The following is a 19,927-nucleotide window of genomic DNA, read 5'->3' on the forward strand; positions in this document are numbered from 1 at the left end:
CATCAGCTCATGAGGGACGTATTCACCGGCTGGTCACAGGCTGCGCGATGGGCCGCCACGGGTAGACCTGACCTTGAGCTGAAAGTCGCCGTCATAGATCCGGTTCAGGATCGAGCACGCAGATGTGGCGCTTTCAAACGAGCGCTCGACAAGGACGGTATTGCCAAGTGTTGCGGGCTGATCTTCGGCATCATCCCAGACCTGCCATGATCCGTTCGGCTCCTGGATACATCTGAAACGTGTAACAACTGCGGTCACGGGCTGCCCCTTTGCTCTATGGCTGGGCTCGATGGCTTGATCGTTGCCTTCCGCAACGCGCGAAGCGCGCATTCGTTCAATCATGGCATCTGGGCTAGGACAGGCAGGACGCCGAGCAGCACCCAGATGGCCATCAGGATCGCGGCCCCCTTTGCCTCCGCCACATCAGCCCCCTTGAAAAGACCCCGGCGCAGCAAAGCAAAGCCGGCCCGCCGCGGCAATAGGGGCAGCTGGTGCAGCGCCGTTTTGCCCTCCGGCGACGCGACGTTGCAGCTGGGGGTGAGGGACCACCTGATCTCGCCGTCGATCAAAACGGGATTGCGTCGGGTTACCCGATACGGCATGCTGTTCTCAACATGGCGCAGTGCGTCGATTGGGGGCTGCTTCGGCGGCCTTTTGCTTTTCAGATTGCCCGGCAGGGCAGGCAGGCCAGAGCAGGAGCAGCGGATGTCACGGTCCCGGCGCAGGACGCCCATCGTCGGCATGACGACCGCTGAGAGCGACAAGCCTTTCAAGGTGGCTGAACATCGCCGCGAGCGACGCAGCGTCAGGTCGGCAATCAAGGCCGGCGACGACAGCCCCACGGTTCGGCTGTTTGGCAATCCCTGGGCTTCCGACAAGGATGGCAAGCAGTGGCTTGGCGACCGTCACCCCGATCTGATGCGGAAGTAATTACGGCTTTCGCCAGGCGGGCAGGCCAAAAGCCAGCGCAGCACATGCCGGGCCGATAGAGGCGGCGCACCCTCGGATAGCAGCGCTTTTTGTATAGCTGAAGACTTTCGCCCCGCTTTCGCAGCCGGGCGGTCTTGCCGTGCGGCTTCGATGCCGCGCCAACACGTCTCGACACCCAATCCATGAGGACGACATGAAAAAGCTCGGCAGCCTGCTGCTGATGGTATCGGCCTATCTCCTGGCCTTCTATGGCATCGCTTCTGCAAATGTCGCGGTACCCGCCCAACCCTACAAGAGCCACCAGACTTCCTGCAACCTGATCACGCCATTCAAGATCGGCGAATGGGATCTGAGCGGCGATGGCGCCAATGGGTGGGTCTATTACGAAAAGACAGCGCTCGGAAACTGGGCGAACCACATCGTCGTCTTTGACTTCCAGGCCGGCTGCACCTTTTACCCGCTGGACGACAGTCTTTCCGGCGATCCCAACGCCTTCTACACGGTGTCGGCGCTGCAGATGGATGGCACTGCCGGTAACGAGCTGGTCGTGCGGCCGCGGCCGGGTGGCAGCGTCGGCGGAACGCCGACCTGGAGCCACCGCACCAGGGTGATCAAACAGAGCACCAGGGTCTATTATCTCGTCGACTATGGCGCGGTCGGATACCAGGCCTACAACGCCACCGACTACAACGCCCAGGCCGGCACGGACATCAGCGCGCTAGGCAGCTTCGTCGATTTCGCCGGCAACGAATCCTATTATTTCCACGTCTTTTCGCTACTGCCGTCGCCGGCGTTCCGCCAATACGACTATCGGGCGACTGTCAGCCTGCCCAACTCCCCCTTCGCGGTGCGCCCGTATAATGGGGTGATGAGCGGCCAGCTCGACGCCCAGCCCGGCGATGAAGCCGCCGTGCTGCTGCCGCCGACCAACAGCACGTCGGGCGTGATCTACATTTTCTCGGATCGCGACAGGTCGAAATGGGTCGGCAGCTTCAGCGGCAATTACGGATCGTTCGTTGCCATGGTGAAGTCGGCAACCATCGCGGCCGGCAAGGTCACGGTCGTCGTCAGCTACATCAATAATCTGACGCCGAGCGCGTCTTATGATGCGACGTTCCAATATGCGGTGCGGGTCAACACCTCCAAGGTCAACTGACAGCTCATTGCAAAACGGGATTGCGCCGGGGTAACCGTGTGCGGCATACAGGAACCACGATGGCGCATTGCGTCGATAAGGGCTGCTGCGGCGGCCCTTTTGCTTTTCCGGTAGCAGGGATTGTTCGTCGCGAGATCCACGGCATGCAACTGTGTTCAAGCGAAGCAAACAAGTGCTCTTTCTTCCACCCGCCTCACATTCCTCACTCTCACGGCATGGATCCTCGGGTCTCCGCGACGGAGCTGCGCTCCTGCTCCGCCCGAGGATGACGACGGCATGGGGGCTCGCGGCTAATCTCCAAGGTCGGCACTTGGCTGCAAAGCTTTCCGGCAGTCCAACACCACTCAACCCTGCGACATTCCCCGTCCTTCGTCATCCTAGGATCTCCGCGTCGCTGCGCTCCTGCTTCGCCCTAGGATGACGAAGCGGAGAGGCCGCTCGCGGCAACCGGCTCACCACCTAAGCCCGCGAAGACGCCCCCGCCCGAAGACGCCCCCGTCCTTCGTCATCCTAGGGCGAAGCAGGAGCGAAGCTCCGTCGCGGCGACCCTAGGATTCATGCCGTGACGTCGATGAAGCCGCAACGGGGCAAGAAGGCCAACTACGGACCGGGCGTCAAAGGTACAAGACTGCGCGATCCCAGATCCGAACGGCACCAACGCTGCCGCCCAACCCGACGACAGGCCCGACGACAGGAATGCCCATGTCCGCACCCCTGGGAAACCAGTTCTGGAAGGCGCGCAGCTCGCATGGGCGCGATCCGATCTTTGCCACGCCGGATGCGCTGTGGGGCGCATGCGGCGAGTATTTCGAGTGGGTGGACGCCAACCCGCTCTTTGAAGCCAGGCCCTTTGCCTATCAGGGCGAGGTCAAGGTCGAACAGATCGAGCGGATGCGGGCGATGACCATTTCGGGCCTGTGCATCTTCCTCGGCATCGGCCGCGCGACATGGGACGGCTTTGGCGAGCGTGACGGCTACAGCGAGGTCACCGCGCGGGCCGAGGCGGTCATCCGGACGCAGAAGTTCGAGGCTGCGGCGGCCGATCTGTTGAACCCGACGATTGTCGCCCGCGAGCTCGGCCTGGCCGACAAGGCGGAGGTGACCGGCAAGGCCGGGGCGCCGCTGACCTCTGCGGTGGACGAGCTGTCCAAGAACGACATTGCCCGCCGCGTCGCCTTCCTGCTGGCGCAGGGACTGAACAGTGCAGCTCAGTGAGGTGCTGGCGGCCCTCGACGCCCTGCCGGCGCAGGCGCGCCAGGAAGTGATCGACGAGGCGGTGAAGGCGTCGGTCGGCCGCTACATGATCCCGAACCCCGGGCCGCAGACCGAGGCGTGGCTGTCCGAGGCCGACGAGACCTTTTATGGCGGTGCGGCCGGCGGCGGCAAGACGACGTTGATCTGCGGCCTGGCGCTCGAAGAGTACCAGCCGGCACTGATCCTGCGCAGACAGGCGACCCAGCTCAAGGGCATCGAGGACGAGCTCGCCCGCATGCTCGGCGGCCGCGGCGGCTACAACAGCCAGTCGCATGTCTGGCGCCTGGCCAATGGCGGCAAGATCGAGCTCGGCGGCGTGCCGCATGAGGCCGACAAGGAAAAATACCAGGGCCGGGCGCATAGGCTGAAGGCCTTCGACGAGATCACCCAGTTCACCGAGAGCCAGTACCGCTACATCATCGGCTGGTTGCGCGATGCCAGGGGCCGGCGCTGCCGGGTCGTTGCAACAGGCAACCCGCCGACCTCGGCCGAGGGCATGTGGGTGGTCAGGTACTGGGCGCCATGGCTCGACAAAAGCCACCCAAAGCCTGCGGCTTCTGGCGAACTCCGATGGTTCACCACCATCGGCGGCGAGGACCGCGAGGTCGATGCCGACTATGAGGGACCGAAGGGCGAACGTCCGAGGTCGAGAACCTTCATCCGCTCGATGCTGGAAGACAATCCGGAGCTGATGGCGACGGGTTATGCCGCCCAGCTCGAAAGCCTGCCCGACGAGATCCGCGAGCGGCTGCGCTACGGCTCGTTCGAGGCAGGCGGCAAGGACGATCCCTGGCAGGTGATCCCGACCGGCTGGATCAGGCAGGCGCAGGCGCGGTGGCTCGCCACTCCGCCCGACCTGCCGATGACGGCAGTGGCCGCCGACATCGCCCAGGGCGGATCCGACAAGACGCAGATCCAGAGCCGGCGCGAGTGGTGGTATTCGCCTTTTGCCAGCTACAAGGGCAGCGAAACGCCCGACGGGCCGACGGCAGCGGGGCTGATCGTAAGGCAGATGCGCGACCGTTGTCGTGTGGTGGTCGATGCCGGCGGCGGTTATGGCGGCGACACGCTGACCCAGCTTGCCCATGCCGATGTCGACTGTTTCGGCTTCAAGGGCGGCAGCGGCTCGACCGCTTCGACACGCGACGGCCTCTATGGTTTTGCCAATCTCCGGGCCCAGGCCGTCTGGCAGTTTCGCGAACAGCTCGACCCGACCTATGGCGCGCGCATCGCCTTGCCGCCCGATGCCGAGCTGGAAGTCGATCTCGCCGCCTATCGCTATGAAATCCGCGCCGGGGGCGGCGGCGAGGACATCCTCGTCCTGCCCAAGGATGTCATGCGCGAACAGCTCGGCCGCTCCCCCGACAAGGGCGACACCACGATCATGCTGTCGGCATCTGCCATCAGCGGGCTGAAGCGCCCGAAGGCAGCGCAGGAGCGGCGCGAACAATCGAGGCTGCGGCTGCAATCCGTGACGTCAAACAGCGCCTTGAAGGCCAAACTGCGAGGAAAACGCCGATGAGTGGACTTTTCGGAAAGAAACAGCCGATGCCCGAGCCGGAGCCGCCGGCAACGATGCCCGACCCGGAAGATCCCTTGGCCAAGCGCCAGCGCAGCCGGACGCGCTCGCTGGCCCCGGCGGCCAAAAGCAGCGCCGCCACCGACCGCCTGGCCCAGGTTCCGGGTACGATCGGGCGTGAGTTCTCGCGCGGAACGCTCGGAGCGAGCTGATGAGCGACCAGGCAGGCCGCGACCTGATGGCGATCGATGCGCGCCTCTTCTCCGCCAAGGGCGCGCTCGACAGCCTGTATCAGGAAATCGCCGAATTCCTCTTCCCCGAGCGGGCCGACTTCACCACCGACATCGTGCTCGGCCAGGAGTTCGCCGCGCATCTGACGGATGCCACGCCCGTGCTGATGCGGCGCGAGCTTGGCGACCAGATCGGCTCGATGGTGCGGCCCGATGGGCGCCAATGGTTCAAGGCGGCGGCCTCCAACAAGCGCATCGGCCGTGACCGCGATGCTGCGTCCTTCCTCGAATTCATGACAGACGTGAACAGCGCCATCCTGAATTCGCGCGACAGCGGCTTTCGCCGCGCCGCCCAGCAGGTCGAGCATGACTTCGCCGCCTTCGGCATGGGCTGGCTGCAGGTCAGCTACAACAGGAACCGCGACAACCTCATCTACCGCTGCCACCATCCCAAAAACATGGCGGGGCAGGAGGGGCCCGACGGCCAGGTCAACCATGTCCACCGCAAATGCGACATGACCGCTGCCGCCATGGCCCATCTGTTCGGTGAGGCGAAGCTGCCGCATCAGGTGAAGAACGCGCTGCGCGACAAGGACACCAGGTCGACCTTCAAGGTCCGCCACATCTTCATCCCGCTGGAGCTCTACGAGCCGCGCCGCAAATTCCCCAAGGGGGCGAAGTGGGCGGATGTCTATGTCAGCGAAGACGGCACCATCCTGCAGGAACTGCCTGCTTTCACCTTCGATTATGTCGTGCCGCGCTGGTGGCTTCTGTCGGGCAAGTTCTACGCCGTGTCGACGGCGGCCTCGATCGGCCTGACCGAAAGCCGCATGCTGCAACGCATGAAGATGACGATCATCGAGGCCGGCGAAAAGCAGGTCGACCCGCCTCTGGTCGCCACCCAGGATGCGCTTTTGTCGCCGGTCGATCTCGGCGCCAACGGCATCACCTTCATCGACAGCCAGTATGACGAACGCCTGGGGGCGGCACTGCGCGTGCTCGACTTGGGCAAGAATGTCGGCCTCGGCATCGACCTGATCAACGACCAGCGCAACCAGCTCGGCGACGCCTTCTTCCTGAGCAAGCTGCAGCCGATCGCCCAGGCCGACAAGACGATGACGGCTTACGAGGCAGCGCAGCGCGTCCAGGAATGGATCCGCAACGCCATGCCGCTGTTCGGCCCGATCGAACATGAATGGACCGGTGCGGTGCTCGACCTGACCACCGAAAAGGTGATGCGGGCCGGCGGTTATGGCCCGGTGGACCGCAGCGGCGTGCCCTTGGACATGCCCGACATCCTTCTCGGCCAGACCATCCAGTACGAGTTCAACAATGCGCTGAAGGAAGCGCGCGACCGCCAGGTGCTCAACGCCTTCCAGGAAAGTGCCGCCATCCTGCAGGCAGGCGTGTCGCTCGATCCGTCGCTGGCCGGCGAGGTCGATGCCCGCACCATGTTTCGCGACGCCTTTGCCGCGATCCCGAACAGCCGCGCCGACTGGCTGCTCGATGCCGAGCAGGCGGCGGCCAATCTCAAGCAGAGCCAGCAGGCCATGGCCGAACAGCAGCAGATGCAGCAGGTCGGCACTGGCGCCGCTGTCGCCACCCAGGTCGGTGATGCCGCGCAGTCGATCCGGGCGGCACTCGGACAATGAGCCAGAAGCCCTATCGCCCCTGGCACCCGGTCACGGTGCGCACGGACAACGAGATGCCGCGCAGCGATCTGGAAATCCGCAAGGCCGATTGCGCAGCGCTCCATGCGCTGGCCGCCGGCATTGCCAATGAGGAGCAGCAGAAGCGGGCGCTGGGCGCGGTGCTGCATATTTGCGGCCTGCATCAACCCTCCTGGATGCCGTCGGAGCATGGCGGCGAGCGCGACAGTTCTTTTGCCGCCGGCAAGCAGCATGTCGGCTTCCAGATCCGGAAGCTGATTTCCCATTCCCTTTCCATTTTGACAGGTGAGAGCAATGACCGACCAGCCCATGACCGACGCACAGGCAAACCAGCCGACGACCGCAACGCCGACCGCGCCAGACAATAGCCCGGCGCCGGTGTCGCATTCGCCGGGTTCGACGTCGCCGGCGCCAAATTCGCCGCTACCTGGCGCCGACGCGGCACTGCAGTCGTTCCGCGAACAGCTGGCCGGCGGCGATGCCGCGATGATGAAGCAGCTCGAGCGCTACAGGTCGACCGACGAGATTTCGAAGGCCTTCCGCGAAGGCTACAGGAATGCCAAGAATGGCGGCCGGCAGGTCGAACTGACCGAGAAGTCGACGCCGGAAGACGTCAAGGCCTATCGCGCCGCCAACGGCATCCCTGATGACGCCGCCCAATATCCCGGCGCGTTCCGCGAGGGTTTCGAGGTCACCGACGCCGACAGGGCGATCCTCTCCGACTTCAAGGCGGCGATGCATGAGCGCCACGTGCCGCCGAAGGTGGCAGCCGCAGCGCTTGACTGGTACCAGGATTTCGCCGCCACCCAGGCCCAGGAGCTGAATGCCCAGCTGGCCAAGGTCGCCGGCGACACGCAGAAGACCCTGCGCAGCGAATGGGGCGGCGACTATGACGGCCAGATCGGCGCCGCCCAGGAGCTGATGCGGGCGCATCTCGGCGACGACGGTTTCGGCCAGATGATGGGCCTGCGCCTGATGGACGGCTCGCGCCTGCAGGACAATCTCGGCTTCGTCAAGATGATGGCGACCATCGGCGCCGACTATTACGGCTCGACGGCGATCCTCACCGGCGACATCGAGGCGACCGGCAAGACGCTTGAGGCCCAGCAGCAGGAGCTCCTGGCGCTGCGCGTCTCCGACCCGGAAAAATACAAGAGCGACGCCGTCCAGGGCAAACTGACCAGGATCTATGCCCAGCTCGACAAGATAAACGCCCGGAAGTGATCCGGGCGGCCTCGGATCAGGGCATTTCAGCCCTTCTTCTTCGGGAAAAGCGTTTCGGTTGCGCTGCCATTGGCCCAGGTGCCAACCAATGTCCCATCATTCTGGACTTCATAAATCACCGGATCGGCGCTGCCCCAATCTACAGTGATCGTCCGTCCTTCGAGGCTCCCAGTCCCCTCATAGATGCCGCCGACCGACCAATCGAACTGAAACTTGTTGCCTTCGATCCGGGTGATACGGCACGTTCCGGAATAGCGGCTGCCGCCGGGATTGGTGCCTTGAGCGTCGTACAGCCCTTCAAGCGAGGTTGCGAGAATGTCATGAAGCGGCTCTTTCTTGGCTTCTACGGGCTGCCTTGTCGCTGCTGCCTCTTCAATTAGATCTTCGCCATATTCAATTGAATCGACGCTATCATCAACAATATCAAGTACAAAATTGATATCATATGATTTATGATATTCTTTGCCAATAAAATTTATATATAATGGAATTGTATCAAGAAAATTATTCCACAGATTGACGATGATTGGCCTTTTCCCATATTCGGCAACTTGTATCAGCGTGAAAAACTCGTCCCCGTCGAGTTCAAATGAGTCGAGAATGAAGGTGTGAATGCGGCAATCGGCCCGGGCCGGCGCTCGGTCATTGCCTTCGCTGACCGGCGTCAGATCACTGCCCAATTCCTTCAGTCTTTTCAGATCCAGCTCGGCAAACTGTCTCAGATACGCAAAATCGTCTGCCGTGAGGTGTTCGGAACTGCTCGACAGCATGGTCGAAAATGGAGGTGGAACCCCCATCTCCAGAAGGTCCCTTTCGTTTTTGAGTGATTTCGACGCGCTGTCTAGAAGCGTCAGTATGTTGTCGGTAATCGCTATCTGCTGCCTGATGATTTCGCGTCGCTTGCTGATGGACGCCAATTTTGTCCACAAGCAAAGTCTTTTGACAAAATCAGCTGTCGTCATGAGGTGTATTGAGGCGCTGACATCCTTAACCCCGATCTCACTGCCCGATACTTTCAGAGTAAACTCAAGGTCTCGTCTGAATTTATCTGCAGTTTCCTGCACCACGCTCTTTCGATTGGGGTCAGGATGTTGCCAGGGCGGGTTGGGATTGACGGCCGCCCCTATGGATGCCTCGGCCAAGAAATTATGCTCTATGAATCGCGCGGCCTGTAATTCAGCATCGGCAGACGAAATGTCGAAAAGCAGCTTATCTCGTGAATTTTTCAGAAAGTCTTCAACGTAATTTTGAATTTCTCTCGTTTCAGATCGAGCAATGTCAATACTCATCAGCGAAGCAAAGCTGAAAACGAGAGCTGCATATATGGAAACGACAGCGATCCGAACGTATGATTGTTTGGCATTCGATCCGATCGGGGGCATCGGGGTGGCCCTCCAAGGCCACATAGGTCGCAGTGGCGCGTGCGCGCCGGACATGATCCGTTAGAGGCAACTTTCGATCAATTCACCAGTTAGCACTACATCCGATGGGCTGGACCTGGCGGCAGGGCAGTGCTGACATTGCCGAAGCCGTCATGCTTGGGTGATGGACCGCGGAAAGCCGGTTCTCCCGCTGCACGACAGGAATTGCGCTCCTGATGGACTTGCGCTCTCTCTCTCTCTCTCTCTGATTAAGCAATTCCGGACGGAAATGCGCTTCGCACTTTTCCTGGAATTGCTTCCGCGGCACCCCGGCAACGGCCCCGCAAAACGCTCCAACAAGAAAAGCTGATGTGACGCCCCGCGACGGGGTGAGTAGCGGCCCCGTGCTCCCGGCACGGCATCCCGCGAAAGCCCTGCCTGCTGCACCCCGATCACGGCTGGAAGAACCCCTCCAATCATCAATAAAGGAAATTCGAGATGCCTTATGCCATCACGAAAACCCAGTACCGGGATGAGTGGGTCGTCGCCTTTCAGCGCGGCGAAACCTACCTCAAGGACTGCGTCACCAAGGAACTCATGATCAGCGGCCTGACCGCCTCGTTCGCGCTCCAGGGCGCTGCCGGGCGCATGACCAGGCGCGGCACGAACGGTCTCATCCCGTCGCGCAACCGCACCGACAGCCAGCCGACGATCACGCTGGAAGAAAAGCACACCAAGGAAACCCGTCCCGGCTTCGACGTGTTCACCGCGGCTGCCAACCTGCGTGAAGCGATGCAGAACGCCAGTGCGCTGACCGCCTCGCGCGAAATCGACATGACCATCATCGAGGCGCTGTCGACCGCCACCAACGCCTATGCCGGCGGTGCGGCCCAGACCCTGACCTACGGCAAGACGGTCGACGCCTTGTCCGACCTGTTCGAGCTCGACGTCATGGCCGGCAACGAGATCACCTGCCTGTGGACGCCGAAAGCCTGGGCCCGCCTGCTCACCTTCCAGGAGTTCAAGTCGGCCGACTATATCGACGCCAAGCCGCTCGTCGGCCTGACGCTCGACCGGCCGAAGCTCTGGCTCGGCGCCAAGCACATCATGCACACCGGCCTGCCGGGCATGGGCACGGCGACCGCGTCCAACTTCATCTTCGCCAAGCCGGCCGTGGGTCACGCCATCGCCGGCGACGTGAAGGTCGATGCCGGCTTCAACGGCGAGGACGACTACTCCTACGACCGTGCCACGATCTACGACGGCAGCACCATCCTGCAGCAGGCCGGCGTCATCAAGGTCGTCACCGACGACACCGCTGCGTTCTCCTGAGGAGGCTTGGAAATGGCTTATGAAACGAACGGCTTCAAACTCCTGACCGATGGTCTTTCCGGCGCCAGCACCATGAAGACGTGGCTGCTGGATTCGGTCGACGCCATCGCGACGGTCAATACCTCCAACTATGTCAGCGACGGCCACGCCAAGGGCGCCCGCCAGGGTGACATCGTCATCGTGCGCACGCGCACGACCACGCTGGCCGGCCCGGTGACGGCGATCCACCATTGCTGGGTGATCGACGAGAAGACCGGCAGCGACGGTCGCGGCATCGACCTGACCGACGGCCTCGCCATCACCGCGACCGACACCGATTGACTCGAAGCGACTTGGGGGAGGCCTGCGGGCCTCCCTTTCCCTTTCATTTCCCTTTGATCCCAGGTGAAAAAATGACTGAAGTCACCAAGCTTGCCGGGCATCGCTTCGCCCAGGCCGACTACGCCATCGGCCGTTATGCAGCGACAGTGCCGTCGGACACCACGCTCGCCGACGTCACCCACCCCGAATTCTTTGCCAACCACCTCACGGTGTTCCGGCGCGGCATGACCATCGACATCGTTTCGGATGATTTCGGCCTCGACTGCACGCTGCGTGTGCTCGCCGTCACCAAGACCACGGCGGTTATCCGCGTCATCAGGCTGTTCGACGAGGACAGCGCCCCCAGGGCGACCGCCACCGAGGTCAGCCCGGCCGAGGTCAGCTTCGGCGGCCCGCACCACAAATGGCGTTTCCTGCATGGCGGCAACGTCATCCAGACCGGTTTCGACACCAGGGACGCGGCTGAAAAAGCAGCCGACCGGTATGTCCAGCAGATGAAGGGCTGACAATGCCATGGCGACAAAGCTCGAGATCTGGAAGCAGGCGCTGGTTCACCTGGAGAAGGCGACGATCACAGCCCTGACCGACGATGTCGAAGCCACCTATGTCTTCGCCAACGCCTGGGACGGTGCGGTCGAGGAAGCCTTCAATTCAGGCGACTGGAACTTTGCCAAGGCCTCCGCCGCCTTGTCGCCCAACGGCGCCGTGACGCCGGCCCTGGGCTGGGCCCATGCCTTCGACTACCCCCAGAACTGGCTGCGCACGGTGGCCGTCTCGGACCGGCCCGATTTCGCGGCCTTCCATGACTATGTCGACGAGGGCGGCCGGCTGCATGCCCAGACGCCCGCGCTTTATCTGCGCTTCATCAGCGATGCGAACGCCGCCGACGACAAGGTCATGACCTGGCCGACGATGTTCTGGCGTTATGTCGCCCTCAAGCTCGCCTTCGACACCTGCGGCAAGCTGACCTCGGGCGATACGCTGGAAGAAAAGCTGCGCCAGCGCATGGAGCGTGCCCTGGTGCAGGCCAAGAACATCGATGCCCGCAACGAAAACAACAAGCTGATAGAGCCGGGCAGCTGGCTGCGCGCCCGGCGCAGCAGTGGTGTCGGCGGCCGTCATGACGGCGGCGCAACCCTCGTCGGCGGCCAGATCAGCTTTGGCGAGGGGGAGGTCTGATGCCGCGCGTTTCAGCCCCGGTCTATTCGGTCAATGGCGGCGAGATCGGCGAGGAAGCGCTGTCGCGCCTCGACCTCGAGCGCATGCAGTTCGCCTCGGCGCTGAGCTCGAACATCTTGCCGCGTGTCGTCGGCTCGATGACGCTGCGGCCCGGCCTCGAGCACATTGCCGACATCGATCTCGGTGATGTCCGGCTGCTCGAATATTCTTTCGCCGGCTCGAATGCCTCGATGCTGGTGCCGATCCTGTCGAACAACGAGATGCGGGTTTTGAAGGACAATGCCTTCGTCTCGCGCGTCGCCGTCTCGACCACGATTACCAATGGCGACTTCAATTCCTTCACCGGCTGGACCAATGCCAGCGCCGTCGGCGCCTCGGCAAATGTCGCGGGCGGCAATCTGGTGCTGACCGGCACCACCCAGGGCAGGGCGGCGGCGCGCCAGACGATATCGGTGGCAGCCGGCGACCAGGGCAAGGAACACGGCCTGCGTGTCGAAATCGTCCGCGGCCCGGTCTGGGTGCATATCGGCTCGTCCGCAGGCGCCAGCGACATCCTGCCGCTGTCGATCCTCGACGACGGCGACCATTCGATCGCCTTCACGCCCAACAGCACAAGCATCCATCTCGAGATCTACACCGACAAGGCGCGCCAGGCGCTGGTCGCCCGCTGCCAGATCGATGCGCCGGGAACGCTTGTCATTTCGACGCCATGGACGACGGCCGATCTCGCAGCCCCCCGGCTCAAGCAGAATATCGACGTGCTTTATCTCGCCTCGCGCCAGTTCCAGCAGCGTGAGATCCAGCGCCGCGGCGACACCAGCTGGGGCATCCAGCGCTACAAGGTCGACGACGGCCCCTTTGTGTCAGCCGACGGCACGGTGGCGCTGACGCCCTCCGTCTACACCGGCAACGGCACGCTGACGGCGAGCCGGCCGCTGTTCGAAGCGAGCATGGTCGGCCGCCTGTTCCGCCTGTTCCAGTCCGGCCAGACCGTGCAGGAGAGTTTCACCGCCGCCCCGGCGAATGGCGCCTCGATCCGCGTGTCCGGCGTCAATGCGGCACGCGATTTCAGCTTCCAGGTCTCCGGCACCTGGGTCGGTTCGGTCCGCCTCGAGGTCGCGACCGATGACGGCAGCGGCAATCCCGGCGCCTGGAGCACGGTGAGCACCTATGCGGCCAACACCGGCCCGACCAACTACCGCGACCCCGACAACAACGTCGTCAAGTTCTTCCGCTTCGTCGCCGTCACCTTCACCAGCGGCACCATCGACACCGCGCTGGTCTACACCGGCGGCAGCCAGGTCGGCATTGCCCGCATGACTGCCTATGGCAGCGCCACCGTTGCCAACGTCGAAGTGTTGAGCCGCTTCTATTCGCTGAGCCCGACCTTCGAATGGGACTTTTCGACCTGGTCGGACTTCGACGGCTGGCCGTGGGGCATCGAGGCCTTCGGCGGCCGGCTCTACTGGGGCAAGGGCGACTTCGTGCACGGCTCTGTGCCCGATGCCTTCCACAGCTTCAACGACAATGTCGAGGGCGACAGCGCGCCCATCTACCGCTCGATCGGCGCCAGCACCGACAGGGGCATCCTCTGGCTGCTCGGCCTGCAGCGGCTCATCGCCGGCACCGACAATTCCGAGATCTCGATCAAGTCGTCGAGCTTCGACGAGCCGCTGACGGCGTCGAGCTGGTTTCCCGTCGATGGCTCGACGCAAGGCAGCTACGACCTGCGCGCGGTCAAATGCGACAAGGACGGCATCTTCGTGCAGAGCACCGGCCTCAGGGTCTTTGCGCTGATCGCCGAGCAGGGCACGCTCGATTACAGCGCCATGGACCTGATGGCGATGCATGAGGAGGTCTGCGGCGGCTCGCCCATCGTCAGCATGGCCGTGCAGCGCCAGCCCGACACGGTGGTGTGGTTCATCCTCGAAAACGGCGAGGCCCGCGCCTTGACCTATCGCCCTTCGGAGAAGGTGGTCGCCTGGTCGCGCGTCGTCACCGACGGTGCGTTCAAGCAGGTCATCGCCTGTCGCGGCAAGGGCCAGGACAATGTCTATTTCGCCGTGCTCCGCAACGGCACGCAACGCCTGGAAAGGCTGGCCGACCTGAAGGACTGCCGCGGCGGCAAGGTGAACTGCCTGGCCGACGGTTTCAGGCGCTTCACAACCACGGCGGGGCAGACGACATTTGCCGTGCCGCATCTCAACGGCAAGGGCGTCACCGTCTGGCTCGACGGTGCGGCCCTGCATGACCAGGACAACCTCTATCCCGTTGCCGCGGGGCAGGTGGTGCTGCCGCCGCAGCCGGCCGGCCGGGCAGTGGTGATCGGCCTGCCTTATGTCGGGCGCTGGCAGTCGACCAAGCTGGCTTATGGCGCTGCCAACGGCACCGCACTGTTCCGCAAGAAACGCGTGTCGCAGCTCGGCATGTATCTGGTCTACACCATGCTGGACGGCCTGCGCGTCGGCAACACCTTCGACAGCCTGCACCGGCTGACGGTGACCAAGGGCGACAAGCCGATCGCGGCAAACAGTCTGTTCACCAGCTTCGACGCCGACATGATGTCGGTGTCGAGCGACTGGGACACCGACAGCCGGCTCTGCCTCGAACATCGCTCGCCCTATCCGTTCACCGCCGGCTCGCTGGTGATGGATGTCAAGACAAATGGCTGACATCAGGCCCGCCGACGACATCGACTTCGCCCGCTTCTATGGCGGCGTGCAGGTAACAAGCCGGTGGATCGGCCGCGCGCTGTGGCGCCGTCGCCTGCTCGCCGGTTTCGGCTGCGTCATCGAGACGGGTGAGGGCGAGTGGATGGCCTTCCTCGAGGTGCCGGCGGAAGCGCGCCGGCCCTTCATCTTCCGCCACATCCTTCAGGTGCTGGCGGAGGTGAAGGCAAGCGGCGCCCGCGTGATCAAGGCGACCTGCGATACCCAGATCCCGCGCGCCGAAGCGCTGATGCTGAAGCTCGGCTTCAGGCCGACAGACGAAATCTTGGACGGAAAGGTGGTGTGGCAATGGGTTTCCTGACACCGGTGCTCGGGGCAATCGGCACGATCGCCAGCATCGGCGGCACGATCATGTCGGTGGCCGGGGCGATGCAAGAGGGTCGCGAACAGAAGGCCCGCTTCCAGTACGAACAGAAGGTTGCCGCCCAGCAGGCCGACGAGGCTGCGGCGGCAAGCCAGCGCGACGCCATGGCCCGCTATCGCGAAGGCAGGTACCTGCTATCGCAGCAGCAGGCGGCCATTGCCGGCTCGGGCGGCACCATGACCGATCCCTCTGTGATCGACATCATGGACGACACGTCGGAGCGGGTGCGGCTCGCCGCCGAAACCGACATCTACAAGGGCGACCAGCAGGCGCGCGGCTACAACGACGCCGCCAAGGTCGCCGGCTACAACGCCGAAAGCGCCATGCGCGCGGCACGCATCCGGGCGGCGGGTTCGCTGTTTTCGGGCATGTCGTCTTTGTTCAGCCGCTTCGGCGAAAGCAACAAGAAGACGCAGGACCGGAGCTCGGTCTCTCTCCCCTACAACGCCCCCAGGTGAACAGCGCATGGTGACCATTCCCACAGCACGCGACGTCGCTTACGCCGATCCGCGTTCGGGCCGCATCGCCAATGCCGGGCCGACGCCGATGGTGGGGGCTGCCCTTGCTGACGCCGGCCAGGCCGTCGTCCGGGCGAGCTACAGCCTGCTCGAGCTCGCCGAGCGCGAAAAGATCGACGTCGCCAACGACCGTTCCAACGCTGTCTCGACCAGCCTGACCCGGTTTCTCGCCGATGAGGAACAGCGTTTCCTCAAGGCGCGTGAGGACAGTTCGGAAAGCGGCATCGGCTTCACCCGCCAGTTCATGGAAGGCCACCAGCAGCGCGCTAACGACTTCGCCAAGGCCAATTTCGAAGGCCTGACCAAGGATGCGCAGACGGGATACCTGAACAACATTCTGTCCCGCGGCAATTCGCTTTATGAGAAGGCTGACGAATACGAGCGCAACGCCAAGGGCGCCTATTACGACCGCACCACCAACAGGAATCTCGACAGCTACCGCACGCAGATAAAGAACAATGCCGCCGATTTTGTGCAGCTCAAGCGCGCGGGTCTGGAAGCGATCAATTCGACTGACATGCCCGAGCCGTGGAAGGCGGCGCGCCGGCAGCAGTGGGAAGCCGACGCTGCCGAAAGCAAGTGGCGCTGGACGTTCCAGCAGGATCCGGCCGCTGCAGTATCTCAGATGCGCGCTCCGGTTGGCGGGCGTGTCGGGCGAGCCTATCAGCGCCTGATTGCGAAGGGTTGGGCGCCGCACCAGGCGGCAGGCATCGTCGGCAACCTGCAAGCGGAGTCCGGCGTCAGCCTCAATACACAGGCCCGCAACGCTGGCGACGGAAGCGACGGCTCGGACAGCATTGGCATTGCCCAATGGAACGGAAAGCGCGCGCAGGCGCTCAAGGCGTTCGCTGCATCGCAAGGCACTGACTGGCACGACTTCGATACCCAGATCGATTTCATTGATCACGAGTTGCGCACGAGCGAGCGTGCGGCAGGCGAAAATCTCGCGCGGTCGACGAACGCAGAAGACGCCGCTGCAGCCTTCACCGGTTACGAGCGACCGGCGGGATGGTCTGCCAGCAATGCGCGGGGCGCGCACAATTGGACGGGGCGGCGTGACAACGCGCTTCGTATCGCAGGCGAGAACCCGCAGGCTGAAGACGCCGACCTCGACAAGATTCCGTATGACCGCCGGGACCAATTGGCGTCATGGGGCGAGACGGAACACAGCCAGCAGGTCACGCGGCAGCGCGCAACGACGAAGCAGCGCTATAATGACCTGATTGCCACCGAGCCGGACACGGTTCGGGAAAGCGTGATCCTGGCCGACGCGACGCTCGAAAGCAGCGACAAGGCCGACCTCGTGACGACCCTCCGCGTCGCGCAGCAGGAAAGCGGCGGCGTCAATGCGATGATCGGCGCCCTGGCCGGCGGCAAGGTCGACGTCGACAGCTTCGACAGCGACCAGACCAGCATTGCCGACAAGACCTATGACAAGCTCTTTGCCGCAGCCGAAGATGCCGTCCAGCAGAATGCAATCACATCAGAGTTTGTCGCGCGCACCGGCTACATCCCGAAGAGCGTGCAGGCTGATATTCGCAAGGGTGTGGCGTCGACCGATCCGGCGACTTTCGCGGCGGCCATGTCGAAGGCCGACACGCTCGAACCTCTTGCGCCCGTTTCGTTCGGCGCCTTCGAAGGTGGTGCACAGGCGCGCGAAAAGCTCGGCGTCTTCCGCCACATGGTCGTTGATCTCGGCCTCAGCGGCGAAGAAGCAGCAACCCGCATTCTCGCCGCGTCCAATCCGTTGATGATGGCCAATCGCGAAGTGCTGAAGACCAAGGCGGCCAGGTTCATCAAGTATCTGAGCGTCTCTGATGTGACGAGCTCCTTTGACCCGGGCTGGTTGTCTTCGGCGCCCGGCGCCGGCATCGTCCCGCAACAGCCCAACGGTCTGCTGGCCGAATATCGCGAGATCGCCGAAGAAAAGTTCTACGAATATGGCGGCGATGCCGCTGCGGCGAAGGCCGCGGCGCTCACCGACCTCAAGCGCCGTTGGAACGTCAGCAACGTTTCGGGCTCTCCGAATCTGATGCGGATGCCGCCCGAGTTGCACTATCCGGCGATCGGCGGCAGCCTCGACTATCTGCGCGAAGATGCCATGAAGACCGCCAGCGACTACGCCGCCAAGCTCGGCCGGAAGGTCGAGAACGTCGCGATCCTGGCGTCCGACAAGACGCGTGCCGACATCGAGGCAAAACGCCCCCCACGCTATCGCCTGTTCTATCAATACACGTCAGGCGGCCAGACGCAGTTCAGTGAGGTCTTCGGCCCGCCATGGGGTGTCGATGCTGCGACCTTCAAGCGATACAGCGACAAGCTCGGCAAGCTCTCCATGGCCGAGCGCGCGCGCCAGGATGCTGCGAGTGATGCGACACGCGCCGGCGATGCTGCAGCGATGCGTGCGCTCGAGGCAACCGTCGGCCCCGACTGGATGAAGGCACGCGCGGCCGAAGCTGCCCGCGAGCTTGGCCGATCCCAGTCCGAAACAATCCGAAAGCGACCGCTTGAGACTCCGGCAAAGCCAACCTTCGATCCCGAGAAACTGCCAGTCACCTTCGGCCATGCGATGAACGACGCCATGTGGAGCGACGATGCCGCAGATTGAGTATCCCGATGAGCGTCCTGTGCTGGGCGCCTTCCGCGCGCTCGACTACACGCAGATGGACGAGCCGGAGTTTGATCCCGACACGGCGACGGTGATCGGGGCAGCGTGGCGAGATGGCAATACGTTCGGCTCGGCAGCCAACAACAAGCTGGCCGGCATCGATCGGACGACGCCCGAAGCGAGCTATACAGGCGAAGCTGCCTGGAATGACATTCGCGGCACGGCTTACGAACCGCATTGGGAGCGCTTCACCACGCTGCGCAACTGGCGCGCGCACGCAGCCATGAAAAGCCAGATCGACATGGAGCGGGAAGACGACCGCATTCTCGAAGCTGGCGGGTGGACTGCGACAATTGCACAATTCGGCGCTCAAGCGTTCGACTGGCCATCGCTCCTCCCGGGCGGGGCTCTGGTGCGTGGCGCAACGACCGGTGCAACCATCGCCCGTACGGCGCTCTCGACCGGCTTTGCCGGTGCGCTCGGGGCCACCGTGTCCGAAACGGCGCTGCAGGCAACACAGCAGACGCGGCCTCTCGAAGAGAGCGTGCTTGCCATCGGTGGCGGTGCGGTTCTCGGCGCGCTCCTTGGTGGGGGTGTCGGCGCATTGTTTTCGGCATCTCAACGCAAGGCGGCCCTGGCCACTGTCGACCGTGTTTTGTTCGAGGCCGACGACAGCGGGGCTGTGCCGGCTGAACTCAGGGCTGGCATTGCTGAAGAACAGGTCGCGGGCACTGCTGCGAACGGCGGTATCAAAGACTCCGACAACGCCGCGCGCGCCGAGCCGCTGGTCACTGTCGACAGTGTTTTGGCCGCGGCCGACGACAGTGGGGCTGTGCCGGCTGAATTCAGGCCCGGCGTCGCCGAAAAACAGGTCGCGGGCACTGCTGCGAACGGCAACATTAAAGGCGGCGACGACGCTGCGGGCGAAAAGCTGCTCGCCACTGTCGACCGTGTTTTGGCGGAGGCCGACGGCAGCGGGGCTGTGCCGGCCGACTTCAGGGCGGGCGTCGCCGAAGAACAGCTCGCGGAAGCTGCAGCGGACGGCAACATCAAAGACGTCGACAATGCTGCGCGCGCCAAGCCGCTGGCCACGGTCGACCGTGTATTGGCCGGGGCCGACGACAGCGGCGCGGCTCCGGCTGAAGTCAGGGCGGGCCTTGCCGAAGAACAGGTCATGGGCATTGCTGAAGACGGAAACATCAAAGACGTCGACAACGCTGTGGGCGAAAAGCCGCTGGCCACGGTCGACAGTGTCTTGGCCGAGGCCGACACCAACGGCGCGGCGCCGGCTGACTTCAGGGCGGGCATTGCCGAAGCACAGAGCGCGGGTGTCGCTGCGGACGGCAACATCAAAGATGCCGACAACACCGCAGAGGCCGGGACGGCTGGCCCGGCCAGCGATCATCTCGGGCCGCTGCGGCGCGCCCTGGACAGTCCGTCTGCCGTTCATCGCTCGCTCATGGCCGACCTGGTCGATACCGGCTCCCATTTCTACAACACTGCGCGCGGCGAGGGTGAAATTGCCTAGGAAA

20 protein-coding genes are annotated in these 19,927 nt (G+C 63.6%); 17 read left to right on the top strand and 3 right to left on the bottom strand.

The genetic code is table 11. The features are described 5' to 3' along the window. Positions 1-33: 33 nt before the first annotated feature. Positions 34-330, bottom strand: a complete 297-nt coding sequence (locus tag Amn_RS10895) for a hypothetical protein (protein ID WP_182573634.1) — start codon at positions 328-330, stop codon at positions 34-36. An 8-nt stretch (positions 331-338) separates the two neighbouring features. Continuing rightward, the gene (locus tag Amn_RS10900; RefSeq protein WP_286297017.1) at positions 339-743 is read right to left on the bottom strand and encodes a hypothetical protein; all 405 of its coding nucleotides are present in this window, start codon (positions 741-743) and stop codon (positions 339-341) included. Here Amn_RS10900 and Amn_RS10905 point away from each other — a divergent pair. The 8 genes from Amn_RS10905 (at position 742) to Amn_RS10940 (ending at position 7,983) form a co-directional block, all read left to right on the top strand. Further along, positions 742-930 (top strand): hypothetical protein, encoded by a 189-nt coding sequence (locus tag Amn_RS10905; protein WP_165915805.1) that lies wholly within the window; start codon positions 742-744, stop codon positions 928-930. The genes Amn_RS10900 and Amn_RS10905 overlap by 2 nt on opposite strands. A 193-nt stretch (positions 931-1,123) precedes the next feature. Next, a complete protein-coding gene (locus Amn_RS10910) occupies positions 1,124-2,086 on the top strand; it encodes a hypothetical protein (protein WP_286297020.1) in 963 nt (320 codons plus the stop codon). 702 nt (positions 2,087-2,788) lie between these two features. Next, entirely contained in the window at positions 2,789-3,301 is a 513-nt protein-coding gene (locus Amn_RS10915; protein ID WP_286297022.1) for a DNA-packaging protein, read from the top strand. Next, positions 3,288-4,862 carry a terminase large subunit domain-containing protein gene (locus Amn_RS10920; RefSeq protein ID WP_286297024.1) on the top strand — a complete coding sequence of 525 codons (1,575 nt, stop codon included), beginning with the start codon at positions 3,288-3,290 and terminating at the stop codon, positions 4,860-4,862. The genes Amn_RS10915 and Amn_RS10920 overlap by 14 nt, the downstream gene beginning before the upstream one ends. Continuing rightward, the gene (locus Amn_RS10925) at positions 4,859-5,071 is read left to right on the top strand and encodes a hypothetical protein (protein WP_067963548.1); all 213 of its coding nucleotides are present in this window, start codon (positions 4,859-4,861) and stop codon (positions 5,069-5,071) included. The genes Amn_RS10920 and Amn_RS10925 overlap by 4 nt, the downstream gene beginning before the upstream one ends. After that, positions 5,071-6,741, top strand: a complete 1,671-nt coding sequence (locus Amn_RS10930; RefSeq protein ID WP_286297027.1) for a portal protein — start codon at positions 5,071-5,073, stop codon at positions 6,739-6,741. The genes Amn_RS10925 and Amn_RS10930 overlap by 1 nt, the downstream gene beginning before the upstream one ends. Next, positions 6,738-7,127 (top strand): hypothetical protein, encoded by a 390-nt coding sequence (locus tag Amn_RS10935; protein WP_286297028.1) that lies wholly within the window; start codon positions 6,738-6,740, stop codon positions 7,125-7,127. Before Amn_RS10930 ends, Amn_RS10935 begins: the two co-directional genes overlap by 4 nt. Beyond that, complete coding sequence (locus Amn_RS10940) at positions 7,054-7,983, top strand: hypothetical protein (RefSeq protein ID WP_286297030.1); 930 nt, start codon at positions 7,054-7,056, stop codon at positions 7,981-7,983. The genes Amn_RS10935 and Amn_RS10940 overlap by 74 nt, the downstream gene beginning before the upstream one ends. Before the next feature lie 26 nt (positions 7,984-8,009). Here Amn_RS10940 and lfb1 read toward each other — a convergent pair whose 3' ends face one another. After that, positions 8,010-9,365, bottom strand: a complete 1,356-nt coding sequence (gene lfb1 / locus Amn_RS10945; protein ID WP_286297032.1) for an LIC10280 family protein — start codon at positions 9,363-9,365, stop codon at positions 8,010-8,012. Between the two features lie 477 nt (positions 9,366-9,842). Here lfb1 and Amn_RS10950 point away from each other — a divergent pair, with 477 nt between their 5' ends. The 9 genes from Amn_RS10950 (at position 9,843) to Amn_RS10990 (ending at position 19,923) form a co-directional block, all read left to right on the top strand. Beyond that, entirely contained in the window at positions 9,843-10,676 is an 834-nt protein-coding gene (locus Amn_RS10950) for a phage capsid protein (RefSeq protein WP_192317311.1), read from the top strand. 12 nt (positions 10,677-10,688) lie between these two features. After that, complete coding sequence (locus Amn_RS10955) at positions 10,689-10,997, top strand: hypothetical protein (protein ID WP_182573642.1); 309 nt, start codon at positions 10,689-10,691, stop codon at positions 10,995-10,997. 71 nt (positions 10,998-11,068) lie between these two features. Further along, positions 11,069-11,503, top strand: a complete 435-nt coding sequence (locus tag Amn_RS10960) for a hypothetical protein (RefSeq protein WP_286297037.1) — start codon at positions 11,069-11,071, stop codon at positions 11,501-11,503. Positions 11,504-11,510: 7 nt separating this feature from the next. After that, on the top strand, positions 11,511-12,176 hold the full coding sequence (locus Amn_RS10965; RefSeq protein WP_286297039.1) for a phage connector family protein: 666 nt from the start codon (positions 11,511-11,513) through the stop codon (positions 12,174-12,176). Beyond that, positions 12,176-14,848: a phage tail protein gene (locus Amn_RS10970; protein WP_286297040.1), complete on the top strand. Its 2,673-nt coding sequence runs from the start codon at positions 12,176-12,178 to the stop codon at positions 14,846-14,848. The genes Amn_RS10965 and Amn_RS10970 overlap by 1 nt, the downstream gene beginning before the upstream one ends. Continuing rightward, positions 14,841-15,206, top strand: a complete 366-nt coding sequence (locus tag Amn_RS10975; protein WP_286297042.1) for a hypothetical protein — start codon at positions 14,841-14,843, stop codon at positions 15,204-15,206. Before Amn_RS10970 ends, Amn_RS10975 begins: the two co-directional genes overlap by 8 nt. Beyond that, entirely contained in the window at positions 15,194-15,727 is a 534-nt protein-coding gene (locus tag Amn_RS10980) for a hypothetical protein (protein ID WP_286297044.1), read from the top strand. The genes Amn_RS10975 and Amn_RS10980 overlap by 13 nt, the downstream gene beginning before the upstream one ends. Positions 15,728-15,734: 7 nt before the next feature. Next, a complete protein-coding gene (locus Amn_RS10985) occupies positions 15,735-18,395 on the top strand; it encodes a phage tail tip lysozyme (RefSeq protein ID WP_286297046.1) in 2,661 nt (886 codons plus the stop codon). Further along, complete coding sequence (locus Amn_RS10990; protein WP_286297048.1) at positions 18,382-19,923, top strand: hypothetical protein; 1,542 nt, start codon at positions 18,382-18,384, stop codon at positions 19,921-19,923. Before Amn_RS10985 ends, Amn_RS10990 begins: the two co-directional genes overlap by 14 nt. The last annotated feature ends 4 nt before the right edge of the window (positions 19,924-19,927 follow it).

Origin of the sequence: Aminobacter sp. Y103A, from assembly GCF_030294925.1 — a bacterium.
Taxonomy (GTDB): Bacteria; Pseudomonadota; Alphaproteobacteria; order Rhizobiales; family Rhizobiaceae; genus Aminobacter; species Aminobacter ciceronei.

What these genes read in the sequence shown, in the direction of transcription:
- Amn_RS10895 (WP_182573634.1), bottom strand. Translation starts at nt 330, where the DNA reads ATGCGCGCTTCGCGCGTTGCGGAAGGCAACGATCAAGCCATCGAGCCC.
- Amn_RS10905 (WP_165915805.1), top strand. Translation starts at nt 742, where the DNA reads ATGACGACCGCTGAGAGCGACAAGCCTTTCAAGGTGGCTGAACATCGC.
- Amn_RS10900 (WP_286297017.1), bottom strand. Translation starts at nt 743, where the DNA reads ATGCCGACGATGGGCGTCCTGCGCCGGGACCGTGACATCCGCTGCTCC.
- Amn_RS10910 (WP_286297020.1), top strand. Translation starts at nt 1,124, where the DNA reads ATGAAAAAGCTCGGCAGCCTGCTGCTGATGGTATCGGCCTATCTCCTG.
- Amn_RS10915 (WP_286297022.1), top strand. Translation starts at nt 2,789, where the DNA reads ATGTCCGCACCCCTGGGAAACCAGTTCTGGAAGGCGCGCAGCTCGCAT.
- Amn_RS10925 (WP_067963548.1), top strand. Translation starts at nt 4,859, where the DNA reads ATGAGTGGACTTTTCGGAAAGAAACAGCCGATGCCCGAGCCGGAGCCG.
- Amn_RS10930 (WP_286297027.1), top strand. Translation starts at nt 5,071, where the DNA reads ATGAGCGACCAGGCAGGCCGCGACCTGATGGCGATCGATGCGCGCCTC.
- Amn_RS10935 (WP_286297028.1), top strand. Translation starts at nt 6,738, where the DNA reads ATGAGCCAGAAGCCCTATCGCCCCTGGCACCCGGTCACGGTGCGCACG.
- Amn_RS10940 (WP_286297030.1), top strand. Translation starts at nt 7,054, where the DNA reads ATGACCGACCAGCCCATGACCGACGCACAGGCAAACCAGCCGACGACC.
- lfb1 (WP_286297032.1), bottom strand. Translation starts at nt 9,365, where the DNA reads ATGCCCCCGATCGGATCGAATGCCAAACAATCATACGTTCGGATCGCT.
- Amn_RS10950 (WP_192317311.1), top strand. Translation starts at nt 9,843, where the DNA reads ATGCCTTATGCCATCACGAAAACCCAGTACCGGGATGAGTGGGTCGTC.
- Amn_RS10955 (WP_182573642.1), top strand. Translation starts at nt 10,689, where the DNA reads ATGGCTTATGAAACGAACGGCTTCAAACTCCTGACCGATGGTCTTTCC.
- Amn_RS10960 (WP_286297037.1), top strand. Translation starts at nt 11,069, where the DNA reads ATGACTGAAGTCACCAAGCTTGCCGGGCATCGCTTCGCCCAGGCCGAC.
- Amn_RS10965 (WP_286297039.1), top strand. Translation starts at nt 11,511, where the DNA reads ATGGCGACAAAGCTCGAGATCTGGAAGCAGGCGCTGGTTCACCTGGAG.
- Amn_RS10970 (WP_286297040.1), top strand. Translation starts at nt 12,176, where the DNA reads ATGCCGCGCGTTTCAGCCCCGGTCTATTCGGTCAATGGCGGCGAGATC.
- Amn_RS10975 (WP_286297042.1), top strand. Translation starts at nt 14,841, where the DNA reads ATGGCTGACATCAGGCCCGCCGACGACATCGACTTCGCCCGCTTCTAT.
- Amn_RS10980 (WP_286297044.1), top strand. Translation starts at nt 15,194, where the DNA reads ATGGGTTTCCTGACACCGGTGCTCGGGGCAATCGGCACGATCGCCAGC.
- Amn_RS10985 (WP_286297046.1), top strand. Translation starts at nt 15,735, where the DNA reads ATGGTGACCATTCCCACAGCACGCGACGTCGCTTACGCCGATCCGCGT.
- Amn_RS10990 (WP_286297048.1), top strand. Translation starts at nt 18,382, where the DNA reads ATGCCGCAGATTGAGTATCCCGATGAGCGTCCTGTGCTGGGCGCCTTC.